General features: G+C 72.6%; 9 protein-coding genes. 5 read left to right on the top strand and 4 right to left on the bottom strand.

The genetic code is table 11. The features are described 5' to 3' along the window. Window positions 1–32: 32 nt before the first annotated feature. The gene (locus MBA17_RS11795; protein ID WP_238496430.1) at window positions 33–686 is read right to left on the bottom strand and encodes a response regulator transcription factor; all 654 of its coding nucleotides are present in this window, start codon (window positions 684–686) and stop codon (window positions 33–35) included. Window positions 687–931: 245 nt separating this feature from the next. Between MBA17_RS11795 and MBA17_RS11790 the strand changes: the two genes are divergently transcribed. Then, window positions 932–1,096, top strand: coding sequence for a hypothetical protein (locus MBA17_RS11790; RefSeq protein WP_238496428.1), 165 nt, complete (start codon window positions 932–934; stop codon window positions 1,094–1,096). Between the two features lie 65 nt (window positions 1,097–1,161). Here MBA17_RS11790 and MBA17_RS11785 read toward each other — a convergent pair whose 3' ends face one another. Both MBA17_RS11785 and MBA17_RS11780 read right to left on the bottom strand, forming a co-directional pair. After that, complete coding sequence (locus tag MBA17_RS11785) at window positions 1,162–1,953, bottom strand: inositol monophosphatase family protein (protein WP_238496426.1); 792 nt, start codon at window positions 1,951–1,953, stop codon at window positions 1,162–1,164. Beyond that, on the bottom strand, window positions 1,950–3,893 hold the full coding sequence (locus MBA17_RS11780) for a S9 family peptidase (RefSeq protein WP_238496746.1): 1,944 nt from the start codon (window positions 3,891–3,893) through the stop codon (window positions 1,950–1,952). Before MBA17_RS11780 ends, MBA17_RS11785 begins: the two co-directional genes overlap by 4 nt. A 153-nt stretch (window positions 3,894–4,046) precedes the next feature. Between MBA17_RS11780 and MBA17_RS11775 the strand changes: the two genes are divergently transcribed. Further along, entirely contained in the window at window positions 4,047–5,012 is a 966-nt protein-coding gene (locus tag MBA17_RS11775; protein WP_238496424.1) for a ferrochelatase, read from the top strand. Here the strand turns inward: MBA17_RS11775 and MBA17_RS49360 are convergent. Next, entirely contained in the window at window positions 5,003–6,280 is a 1,278-nt protein-coding gene (locus MBA17_RS49360) for a lytic transglycosylase domain-containing protein (protein ID WP_274385276.1), read from the bottom strand. The two genes, MBA17_RS11775 and MBA17_RS49360, sit on opposite strands and share 10 nt — an antisense overlap. Window positions 6,281–6,570: 290 nt before the next feature. Here MBA17_RS49360 and MBA17_RS11765 point away from each other — a divergent pair, with 290 nt between their 5' ends. The 3 genes from MBA17_RS11765 (at window position 6,571) to sepH (ending at window position 11,972) form a co-directional block, all read left to right on the top strand. After that, window positions 6,571–7,773 (top strand): MFS transporter, encoded by a 1,203-nt coding sequence (locus MBA17_RS11765; RefSeq protein ID WP_238496422.1) that lies wholly within the window; start codon window positions 6,571–6,573, stop codon window positions 7,771–7,773. 81 nt (window positions 7,774–7,854) lie between these two features. Further along, the gene (locus MBA17_RS11760; protein ID WP_238496420.1) at window positions 7,855–9,162 is read left to right on the top strand and encodes a D-arabinono-1,4-lactone oxidase; all 1,308 of its coding nucleotides are present in this window, start codon (window positions 7,855–7,857) and stop codon (window positions 9,160–9,162) included. Window positions 9,163–9,575: 413 nt separating this feature from the next. Continuing rightward, window positions 9,576–11,972, top strand: a complete 2,397-nt coding sequence (gene sepH, locus MBA17_RS11755; RefSeq protein WP_238496419.1) for a septation protein SepH — start codon at window positions 9,576–9,578, stop codon at window positions 11,970–11,972. The last annotated feature ends 417 nt before the right edge of the window (window positions 11,973–12,389 follow it).

The following is a 12,389-nucleotide window of genomic DNA, read 5'->3' as shown; positions in this document are numbered from 1 at the left end:
CCCGCCGGGCCCCTCGGGCTCGCGTGCCTCGCTCACAGCTTGTACCCGACTCCTGGCACGGTCTCGATCACCTGTGGGTCACCGAGCTTCTTGCGGAGCGTCATCATCGTCACCCGCACCACGTTGGTGAACGGGTCGATGTTCTCGTCCCACGCCTTGTCCAGCAGGTCCTCCTGGCTGACGACCGCGCCCTCGGCGCGCATCAGCTCCTCCAGGACCGCGAACTCCTTCTTGGTCAGCGCGATCTCCCTGCCGTCCCGGGTGACCAGGCGCTTGCCCGGGTCCAGCCGTACCCCGCCGCGTTCCAGGATCGGCGGCAGCGCGGGCGCGGAGCGGCGGCCCAGGGCGCGCACCCGGGCGACCAGTTCGACGAACACGAACGGCTTGGCGAGGTAGTCGTCGGCCCCGAGGCCGAGCCCCTCGACCTTGTCGTCCACGTCGCCCGAGGCGGTCAGCATCAGGATGCGCGACGAGGTGCGCTCGGCCACCAGCCGCCGGCAGACCTCGTCGCCGTGGACCACCGGCAGGTCGCGGTCCAGCACGACCACGTCGTAGTCGATGTAGCCGGTCCGCTCCAGCGCGCCGCCGCCGTCGTAGGCCACGTCCACCGCCATGGCCTCACGTCGAAGCCCGGTCGCGATCGCATCCGCGAGCACCCGCTCGTCCTCCACCACAAGCACTCGCATCGGCCTCTGGCACCTCCTGATAAGTCCCCGTCATGGCGCGCCGGAACGGCCCCTCATTGTCATCACAGCCGTCGTAAGCGCACGGTAAGCGTCGTCTTTCACGATAGGACGACCCGAGTGACCGTAAACACACCGAGGAGTTCCGCATCGGATGGTTTGAGGTTGCCAGGCCAGTGGGTAGAGGGTGTGCCAAACCCGTGTCGCGCGCAGCGTCACCCCCTTCGCCCCCGTAGAAAGAAGGTGAGATGGGCGAGTTCACGACTACGATCGAACACCGGCTCGACCAGGCCTACCAAGGTCTTCATGAGGCCAGGTCCGACGGCGACGAATTCCTCGCCGACACCCTCACCGCTGAGATAGAGGACCTGCGACGCCTGGCCGTCGACAACGGCGTATCTCTGCAGCGCTGACCGACACCGACAACCACGGAAGGGGCCCGTCCGCCAGGACGGGCCCCTTCCCCTGTCCGGCCCGGCTAGCCGTCGCGCTCGGGGTCGAGCGGGACGAGCAGGTCGTGCAACTCCTCGAACAGGCCGGGTGACGCGCACAGGGTCAGGCCCGGATTGGCCGGCTTGCCGTTCAGCCCGCCGATCACCGCTCCCGCCTCGGTGGCGATCAGACCTCCCGCGGCGTAGTCCCAGTGCTCGGGGCCGCGCTCGTAGTAGGCGTCCACCCGCCCCGCCGCGACCGAGCACAGGTCCGACGCGCACGACCCGCCCCGCCGTACGTCGCGGACCTGCGGCACGAGCTGCGCCAGGACCTGCGCCTGTACGGCACGGCGGGCGGGGATGTAGCCGAAGCCGGTGGCGACCAGGGCCCCGGCCAGCGGCACGCCGGTGTTGCAGCGCAGCCGTTCCCCGGCGAGCCAGGCCCCGCCGCCGAGCGAGGCGGTGAACACCTCGCCGCGCGGCACCACGTTGACCACCCCGGCCACGGCCACGCCGTCCACCTCGACGGCGATGCTCACCGCCCAGTCGGGCAGGCCGTACAGGAAGTTGACGGTGCCGTCGATCGGGTCGACGATCCAGCGGACCGCGCCGTCGCCGGTCGCGCCGCCCTCCTCGCCGAGGACCGCGTCACCGGGCCTGGCCTGCTTGATCCGCATCCGGATGAGTTCCTCGGCGGCCCGGTCGAGCGCGGTGACCACGTCGGTCGGGCTGGACTTGGTCTGCAGGACCTCCGGCCTGGCCGGCCGCTTGGCCTTGAGCATGTCGCCCGTCTCGCGGGCGATCTCCTCGGCGAGCGCGGCGAAGTCGGCGGGGGTCATGACAGCGACTCCGGGCGCCGCCAGTCCTCGCCGAGCACGTGCTGGGCGAGGAAGGCCAGGACCGTCTCGTACCAGACGACGACGTTGCCCGGCTTGAGCACCCAGTGGTTCTCGTCGGGGAAGTAGAGGAACTTGGACTCGACGCCCGAGCGCTGCAGATCCCACCACAGGCGCAGACCCTCGCCGATCGGCACCCGGTAGTCACGGTCGCCATGGATGACCAGCATCGGCGTGGAGATCTCGGCCAGCGACGCGTGCGGGGAGAGCCGCTCGTAGAGGTCGGAGCCCGGCGGCCCGAAATCGCGCTGCCAGTAGTGCGGCACGTCGGTGGTCCCGGCGAACTGGTCGAGGTTCCACAGCGACGCGTGCGTGACGATCGCCTTGAACCGGTCGGTGTGCCCGGCGATCCAGTTGGCCATGTAGCCGCCGAACGAGCCGCCCATCGCCCCGATCCGGGTCTCGTCGATCTCCGGCCTGGCCAGCGCCGCGTCGGTGATCGCCGTCAGGTCGGCGTGCGTCCGCGGCCCCCAGTCCTGCCAGCCGCGCTCCAGCATCTTCTGCCCGTAACCGGTCGACAGACACGGATCGGGAAGCAGTACGGCATAGCCGCGCTCGACCATGATCCACGGGTTCCACCGCCACGACCAGTCGTTCCAGCTCGACATCGGGCCACCGTGGATCCACAGCAGGAACGGCGCCGGATCGTCGGCGGAGGCGCCGGCCGGCTGGGCCAGCCACCCCCTGATCTCCTGGCCGTCGTCGGCGACGGCGCTGATCTCGGTCAGGGTGCCGGGGAGGTCGAGCCGGGGCGTGGGCGAGGGCAGTTCCTCGACGCCGCCGCCGTCCACGGAGATCCGCACGGGGGTGTGGGCCTCGGCGACGCCGCTGCGCAACGCGTAGACGGAACGGCCGTCGGGGGCGGGTGAGAGTTGCAGGTAGGAGGAGTCGTCGGGGGTGAGCCTGACCGGGTCGCCGCCGTCCACGCCGACCCGGAACACCGGGCGGCGGCCCAGGTGGTCGGCCACGACGTAGAGCGACTGGGAGTCGGGGGCCCAGCGGATGCCGCCCGGCGACAGCTCGCCGCCGCGCGCCACGCCCTCGCCGGTGGCCAGGTCGATCACCCAGAGCGTGATCTCGGGCACCCGGTCGGGGCCGGCGTGCAGTTCGCGGCAGCAGGCCACGTGACCGCCGTCGGGCGAGACCGCCACCGGGCCGCCGAAGTCGTAGCCGTCGGCCGAGGCGAGCACCCTGCGGGTGCCGTCGCCGGTGTCGATCGTGACGAGGTCCGTGCGCAGCTCACCGCCGGGAAGCGCGACGGTCCAGGTGGTGACGACCGTGGACCCGTCGGGGGTGACCGCGAAGGACAACTCGTCGAGCGCCCGCCCCGGCTCGGGGGTCAGGTCCCTGACCTCGGCCAGCCGGTCGCCGATCGGCGCCGTCGAGGCGAACAGCCGGGTCTGGCCGGGGCCCAGGTCGTGGTCCCAGTAGCGCACCGGGTGCGACTCGTGCAGCACGGCGCTGACGCCCGCCTCCTTGCGCTTCTTGCGCCGGTCGGCCTCCCCCGCCTCGTCACCGGGCAGCACGTCCGCGGCGAAGACGACGGTCCCGCCGCCGGTCCGCGTCCCGCCGACGCCGCCGGGCCGGGCCGCGATCTGCCGGGCCTCGCCGCCGCGCGCGGGCAGCAGCCACAGGCCGGGCACCTCGTCGTCGGCGTCCTTCTCGGTGGGATCGGGCCGCCGTGAGACGAACAGCACGTCTCCCGCCTCGGTGAACTCGGTGGCCGCCTCACCCGCCGCCGACCGGGTCAGCCTCGTGGTCTCACCGCCCGCGTCCAGCGGCACCTCCCACAACGAGGTCCCGTAGGACTTCCCGTCGGGGTTCAGCGCCTGCACCACGGCGACGAGCCTGGCCCCGTCCGGCGAGAGCTTCAGATCCAGCATCCGGGGCACGCCGATATATTCGCGAATGTCCTTGAACAACGTCACCTGACGAACCTACAACGCCCTCAGCCCGCGCACCGGTCCGAGATTTCGCCGGCCCCGGTGCCCACGCCGGTTCGGGACCCGGGGCGTGGATCGGGTTGGATGGAGGGCATGGGGAACTATGACGCGCTGGTCGTGGTCTCGTTCGGCGGGCCGGAGGGACCGGCGGACGTGCTGCCGTTCCTGGAGAACGTCGTGCGGGGCCGGGGGGTGCCCAGGGAGCGGCTGCTGGCCGTGGAGGCGCACTACCAGCGGTTCGGCGGAGTCAGCCCGATCAACCAGCAGTGCAGGGATCTGATCGAGGCGCTTCGGCCCGAGATCGGCCTGCCGGTCTACTGGGGCAACCGCAACTGGCACCCGTTCCTTGAGGAGACCGTGCGCCAGATGGCCGCCGACGGCGTGCGCCGGGCGGCGGCGTTCGTGACCTCGGCGTACGGCGGCTATTCGAGCTGCCGGCAGTACCTCGACGACGTGGCCCGGGCGACCTCGGCCGTGGACGGCGCCCCGGAGATCGTCAAGCTGCGCCACTTCTTCGACCACCCCGGCTTCCTCGCGGCGATGATCGACCACACCGCGGCGGCGCTGGGCAGGCTGCCGGCCGAGCACCGGGAGACGGCTCGCCTGGTGTTCACGGCGCACAGCGTGCCCGTCTCGATGGCGGCCTCCGCGGGCCCTTCGGGCGGCCTCTACGAGAAGCAGCTGCACGCGGCGTCCTCGCTGGTGGCGGGGTCGTTCGGCCGGCCGTACGACCTGGTGTGGCAGAGCCGCAGCGGGCCGCCGCAGGTGCCGTGGCTGGAGCCCGACGTCTGCGACCATCTGGGCGCGCTGCACAAGGACGGGGTCGAGGCGGCCGTCCTGGTGCCGATCGGCTTCGTGTCCGACCACATGGAAGTGATCTACGACCTCGACGTCGAGGCCGCCGACCTGGCGCGGGAGCTGGGCATGCACCTGTCCCGGGCAGCCACCGCGGGCACCCATCCCCGGTTCGTCCGCATGATCTCCGAACTGGCGGCGGAGCCGGAGCCGGTCGGGTGCGCGGCCACCTGCTGCCCCGCGCCCGTACGCCGTCAGGGGTAGTCGCGGGCGTACGCCGCGGCGATGCCCATGACCTTGCTGACGTAGGACCAGGAGTGGTTGTAGAACCAGATGGCCTTCTCCAGCTTCTTCCCGCCCTTGGCGGCCCCGTTGGCGCACAGGTAGTTGGCCGCCGAGGGCACCGCGTCGTACGGGCTCCAGATGTCGGCGACGCCGTCCCCGTCGCCGTCCACGCCGTACGCCTTCCAGGTGGCGGGCATGAACTGCATCGGCCCCTGCGCGCCGGCGGACGACGGCCCGTTGTTGCGCCCGTGCGAGCTCTCCACCTGGCCGATCGCGGCCAGCACGGTCCACGAGAGTCCGGGGCAGACCTGCGCGGAGAGCCGGTAGAGCTCCAGGTAGCTGCCCGGCCGGCCCACCTGGACGCGTGACGACGGCGCGGGCTTGGCGACGGGTTTCCTGGTGGGCTTGGCGCTGGGCTTCCCGATGACCGGCGCCTTGCGGGCCCCGATGGCGACCACCTGGGAGCCCGTGCCGAGCAGCTTGCGCACCTTCGCGTCGAGCGCCCCGACCCCGCGCGGCCCGTGGACCAGCACCGCGACGCCGGGCATCAGCCCGAGCGTCCGCCCGGTCCCGGTGCCGACGAGCCCGTCGATGCCGGGCAGCCCGAACGGCGCGGAGGCGGCGAGCCGCAGCCGGGGACCGCGGTCGACCTGGTACTTGGCGCCCAGCACCAGGCCGAGCCTGCGCGCGGCGTCGGTCTCGGCCACGAACTCCCCCTTGGCCAGCGCCTCCCACACGGCGGGCTGGTCGGCGACCGCCTTGGGCGCCCACGACCGGAACTCGGTCGGGTCGACGGCCAGCAGGTTGAGCCTGGTGCCCGACACCTTCACCGCGCCGGCGTCGACGGCCGCGACCTTCTGCACGTGCTTCAGCGCGGAGATCTTGAACAGGGTCTCGCGCGGGACCGACGCGTCGGCGATCGCGATCAGGTTCGGCGGGGTCGGCGTGACCCCGGGACCGCCGGTCATCCGGGGCCGCTCGGGGGTCGGCGACGGCTCAGGCCGCGTGGTCGTCACCGGTCGGCGGGAGATCTCCGATCGGGCGGAGGCCTGCGGCCGCCCGGTGACGGGGGCCGGCGTGGGCACCAGCCGGTCCAGCTCGTTGAGCGGCTTCTCCGCGGCGGTGACGGCGCGGGGGGCGTCCTGCCGGAGCAGGAAGACGCCGCCGCCCGCGATCGTGAGCACGATCGTCGTGGCCAGTCCCGCCACGAGGGCGCGCAGCAGCGTCGGCCGGGGAGGAGCGGGCATCCGGCTCACAGTAGCCGATACGGTGACATGGCAGCTGAATGATGCGAAAAATCACTTGATCTGCCGCTCAATCGTGGGTCATCGTCAGATTGGGCAGTCAGCTGTCCAGCAAACCGCCGGCGGGCGGCGCGTCCCAGATGGAACGCGCACGCTCGCGCGGGAACAGGCACGCGGCGGGGAGATGATCCCGCGTGCCACCAGGCGACCCGAGTCGGCAGACGCCGTACCGGGCACGCGGGCGGGTGAAAGCGTTCTGATTCACGCCGTGCGCGTGCGGGAGGAGTTTCGTCGTGGTGGTGGCTTCGTATCGCGGGCTGTTCGCGATGCCCGGCGTCAAGGGCTTCGTCATCAGCGGCTTCATCGGGCGGATGCCCATGTCGATGCTCGGCCTGGGCATCGTGCTGCTCGTCCACGCGCTCACCGGGTCCTTCGCCACCGCGGGAGCCGTGGCGGCCACCGTGTCGATCGCCTACGCCGTCGCCGCACCGCTGTCGGGCCGTCTGGCGGACAGGTTCGGTCAGGCCAAGGTACTCATCCCACTGGTCCTCGTGCACGGTGCCGCGCTGGTCGCGCTCATGTTGTCGGTGGAGTACGGCGCGCCCGAGTGGACGCTCTACACGACCGGCGTGGTGGTCGGCGCGGCGGCGGTCTCGCTCGGCTCGATGGTCAGGGCCCGCTGGAGCCACCTGCTCGGCGGCTCGGCCAAGCTGCACACCGCGTTCTCCTTCGAGTCGGTGGCCGACGAGGTCATCTTCGTGGCCGGTCCCGCCCTGGTCACGGGCTTGGCGAGCGCCGTCAACAGCTACGCGGGACTCATCGTGGCGCTCGTCTCCACGGTCGCCGGCACGATCGTCTTCGCCCTGCAACGCCGTACCGAGCCGCCGATCCGCCCGGGCGGCCTGAGCGGGGGCAGCCCGATCACCATCCCCGGGGTGGCCCTGATGTGCGGCGTGTTCCTGGCGATGGGCTCGGTCTTCGGCTCGGTGGACCTGATCACCGTGGCCTTCGCGGCCGAGCACGGCTCCGCGGGCCTGGCCGGGGTGCTGCTCGCGTCCTTCTCGGCGGGCAGCCTGGTCTCCGGCCTCTGGTACGGCGCGCACGACTGGAAGATCTCGCTGCGCCGGCGCTTCGTCCGCAGCCTCGGGGTCTTCGCCGCGGGCCTCGCCCCGATCACCCTCATCGGCAACGTCCCCCTGATGGCCGTCTCGCTGTTCCTGGCCGGGCTGGCGATCTCCCCGACCGTGATCACGGGTTACTCGCTGACCGCGCGGCTGGTCCCGCCGCGCCTGCTCACCGAGGGCATGTCGTGGATCTCCACGTCCGTCGGGTCCGGGGTGGCCCTGGGAGCCTGGGTGGGCGGGCATCTGACGGACACGTTCGGGGCCTCGGCCGCATACTCGTTCTCGTTCGGCTGCGCCCTGCTGGCGGTGGCCGTCGGGATCGGCGGTTCAGGCCTGCTGCGCTCCCCGGAGCCCGCCGGCGGGCGGGTCTGAGGCCCCTGTTACACCCCGCTGTTCATGAGTATCGTTCGCGTTCATCGAATTCCTTGAGCTGTCAGAGGGGAGGAGGCCGAGGTGTTCCGCAACTGGGCGCGCAACCAGTCCGTCACGCCCGCCGAGATCCGGGTTCCGGCGTCCCCGCAGGAGGTGGCGCGGGCCGTACGGGACGCGGCGTCCGCGGGGCGGCGGGTCCGGATGGTGGGCACCGGTCACTCCTTCACCGGCGTGGCCCTCACCGACGGCCTGCTGCTGCGCCCGGAGGCGCTGACCGGGATCCGCGCGGCCGGCGCGGACTGGGTGACGGTCGCCGCCGGCACCCCGCTGCACGTGTTCAACGCCGAACTGGACCGGCTCGGCCTGGCACTGGCCAACATGGGCGACATCGACGTGCAGACCGTGGCGGGCGCGATCCAGACCGGCACCCACGGCACGGGCCGGGACACCGGGGGCATGGCCGACCAGGTCACCGCGCTCGAACTGGTGCTCGCCGACGGGGAGATCGTCACGGTTCGCGACGGCGGCGCGACCACGGTCAGGGAGGGCGTCGCCGAACAGGACCTGTTCGACGCCGCCCGGGTGGGGCTCGGCGCGCTCGGCGTGATCACCGCCGTGACCTTCCGGGTCGAGCCCGCGTTCCTGCTGCACAACGTGCGCCGGCCGATGGCGCTCAGCGCGATGCTCGCCGATCTGGACCGGCTCACCGCGGAGAACGAGCATCTCGACTTCTTCTGGCTGCCCCACACCGACACCTGCCTGACCAAGCGCAACAACCGCTCCCCCGGCCCCGCCGCACCGCCGAGCCCGTTCCGCCGCTGGCTCGACGAGCGATTCCTGGAGAACACGCTCTTCGGCGCGGCCTGCGCGGTGGGCGCCCGGCTGCCCGGCGCGATCCCGGCCATCAACCAGATCTCCAGCCGGCTGCTGTCGGAGTCGGCCTCCGTCGACGTCTCGCATCGGATCTTCGCCACCGTCCGGGACGTGCGCTTCCTGGAGACGGAGTACGCCATCCCCCGCGAACACCTCGCACAGGGCATCCGGGAGATACGCGACCTGATCGACCTGAAGGGCTGGAACATCAGCTTCCCCGTCGAGATCCGCGTCACCCCGCCGAGCGACGCCTGGCTCTCCACCGCGTACGGCAGGCCGTCGGCCTACCTCGCCTGCCACGTCTACCGGTCCACCCCGCACCCCGCCTACTTCGAGGCCGTCGAGGAGATCATGGTCAGACTGGGCGGCCGGCCGCACTGGGGCAAGATGCACACCCGCGACGCCTCGTACCTGGCCGCCGTCTATCCCAGGTTCACCGATTTCGTCGCCCTGCGTGACCGGCTCGACCCGGACCGCCTGTTCACCAACGACTATCTGCAAGGGGTGCTCGGCTGACCCTCCCCCGGTAAAGAGCTTCCTCGGAATGGACGCGTCGGCGTGTCCCGCCGTTTGCGCGGTCCGCGCGACCGGCACATTCGTGACCGCCTTCCCGCCGCCCGATCCCGAGGGAGTTCCCCGGAGATGACCGCCTCCCGCATGCCGTTCACGCCTCCCTCCGTGCCTCCTGTCGCGCCCCCCTCGCCGCATCGCCGTCGCATAGGACAGAATCCGTCAAGGAACCTTCTCCTGATCACGGGCGGGGTTGCAGACCGGTGAACGCGCTCAATGTGACCGGCGTCACATCGATCGGCGTACCCTCCAGGAAGGCGATGTTCGGACATGCCGGGTACGGTGCTGGCAGGCAACCGGCACACGCGAGAGACTCAAGGGTCCGGGGGAAGATTGAGCACGACGACGAAGGGACTCGCATGCAGGAGCTCCGACTCGTCGCGGTGAGCGAGGACGGCACCTACCTCGTGCTGGCGACGGCCGGCCGTGGTACGCGGTTCACGCTTCCCGTCGACGACCGGCTCCGAGCTGCGGTTCGCGGCAACTTCTCCCGTCTCGGCCAGTACGAGATCGAAGTGGAGAGTCCGTTGCGTCCCAAGGAGATCCAGGCTCGCATCCGCGCTGGTGAGACCGCCGAGGAGATCGCCGCGACCGCGGGGATCCCCGTGGAGCGTGTCCGCTGGTTCGAGGGTCCCGTCCTGCAAGAGCGGGAGTACGTCGCCCAGCAGGCGCAGCGCGTCGCGGTGCGGCTGCCCGGCGAGTCCGTGCCCGGTCCCACCCTCGGCGACCTGGTCGCCGAACGGCTGACCAGGCGCGGCGTGCCCGCCGACGAGATCGACTGGGATTCCTGCAAGCGCGACGACGGTTTGTGGCGAGTCAAGCTCGGCTACGTATGGAACGGTCACACCCGCCACGCGGAATGGCTCTTCGACGCCCGCCGCCGGCACGTCTCCCCGCACGACGACGAGGCCATGCGCCTGTCCGCCGCCGACTACGTCGAGCCCGCCGCCGACACCACCGTGACGCCCTTCGTGCCGCGCGTCGCCAAACTCCAGCCCGTTCCCTCGCTGGCTCCCGAGCCGCTCTCCCAGCCGCCCGTCCACTTCCCCTCCGTCGTACGGCACGAGCCCCCCGGCCCGGAAGCCGACCCCCGCCCGGCCCTGCCGGCCCTCCCTCGCGCGGAGCCCCCGGCCCTGCCGCGCGCCGAGCCCGGCTTCGCCTCCTCCCGCGCCGAGCCGACCTTCACCCCGTCCCGGCCGACCGAGCCGACCTTCACCCCGTCCCGCCGGGACCCCGGCTTCACCCCCTCCCGCCCGGATCCCACGTTCACCCCCTCCCGCCCCGCCGACGCCAAGCAGCCGTACCGCCCGGCGGGCGACCAGAGCGCCCCTCCCGCGCGCCCCGAGCAGAGCTACTCCCCCCCGAGAAGCACCCCCACGCCGCCCCAGTACCCCGACGTCACCCGCCAGGAAGCCGTCCCTCCCCCGCCTTCCGCCCCCCAGGTCTCGGCTCCCACGGAATCGGCTCCGCCGATGCCCACCGCACCCGCTCCCCAGGCGCCGGCTCCCACCGCACCCGCTCCTCAGCCGTCGGCTCCCACCGCGTCGGCTTCGCCGGCCCCGGCTCGCGAGGCCGCACCGGCAGCCGCCACCACCCCGGCGGAGACCACAGACTCGACCACGGACCCCGCGAGCTTCACGCCGACGGAACGGCCGGCGGCCCCGGTGAACGACCTCACGGCTCCGGCGGAGCCCACCCAACCGGCGGCGGACACCGCCCCGGCATCGGCGGAGCCCACCCCGGCGGAGTCCGAGCTCGCACCGGCGCCGGTGGAGAGGGTGGAACCGGCTCCGGACGCGGTGACGTCCGTCCCGGAGGCCACCGATCTCGCATCGGCCCCGGCGTCTCCGGCAGCCGGAGACACCACGGCGGCTCCCGTGGTCGCCGACACACCGGCCGCCACACCCGCTGCCACCACGCCACCTCAAGCAGAGCCGGCGGCAGCGCCTGCTGAGGCCGCCGCCACACCGCCCCAGACGGCACCGGCGGCCGAGCCTGTGGCCGCCCCTGCCACCCCGGTGGCCGCCGAGCCCAGCACCGCTCAGTCCACGCCCGCCACCACGCCCACGCCCGCCACCTCGCCGGAGCTCGTGCCGGAGCCCGTGCCCGTGTCGCAGGACGAGCGCGCAGCGTCGGCGGACACGCGGTCAACGCCCGCGCACGACGAACCAGCTGCGGTCACCGGCGCCGCGGAGCCCACGACGCCGTCGGCCGAGCCCACCGCTCCCGAATCCGCGCCCCCGGTGACTCCCGCGGAGCCGGTCGCCGCAGAGCACGCCGCGGCGGCCGACGACGCGGCCTCTATCGCCCCTCCGGCGCCCCCGGCCCCAGCCGAGCGGGCCACCGCCCAGGAGGAGCATCCCTCCGAGGCCGCCACCGAGCAGAAGAAGGCGGCGCAGGAGGTGCCGCCCACGGCGTCCACCGAGGCGGCGACCTCGCGTGAGCCCGCCGAGAAGACGGCGCAGAAGAAGTCCCCGGCACCGGCCCGGTCAGAGGAGCAGGCCGCACCCGCCGCGGCGGCGTCCGCCAAGCCCGCGGCGAAGGACGCCCCGAAGAACGACCCCGCCGAGCAGGACGACGCCCAGGCACCCGCCGAGGAACCCCCGTCCGACCAGGTGCCGGAGCCCCCTGCCCAGCCTGCTCCGCCGCCCCAGCCCAAGCCGGCCCCCGCCCGCCCCGCCAAGAAGAGCCGTGGCCGACGCGCCTCGGTCCCCTCCTGGGACGAGATCATGTTCGGCGCCCGCCGCCAGGACTGACTCCGACCAGCCACGTTCCGGCGTCCCGCCCGCACGCGGGACGCCCAGCTTTCTGATGCCCGACCACCTCAACGGCTCCGGCACGCCGCTCACGCGGGACGCCCAGCTTTCTGATACCCGGCTACCTCAACGGCTCCGGCACGCCGCCCTCACGCGGAATGCCCAGCCACCTCACACCCAGCGGCTCCGCAAACGGCGCAGAACACACCCAAGCGATGATCATCAAGCCCTGGGACGCGCCGCAACCAGGCGCACACGATCATCAAGGAGATCGAGCTCCGGCCGAAGATCGACCCGCACGACTACGAGACCGGCCGGGTCCGTCGGTGAGCCGGCCGCGTCACTCCGGCCACGAGGACCCGGGCCGGCCCGTCAACGGACCGGCCGCGTCGCTTGGGCCACGAGGACCGGGCCGAC

Source organism: Dolomitihabitans soli (genome assembly GCF_022213955.1).
In the GTDB taxonomy this organism is placed as follows: Bacteria; Actinomycetota; Actinomycetes; order Streptosporangiales; family Streptosporangiaceae; genus Streptosporangium_A; species Streptosporangium_A soli.
This window is presented reverse-complemented; position numbering and strand designations above follow the sequence as displayed.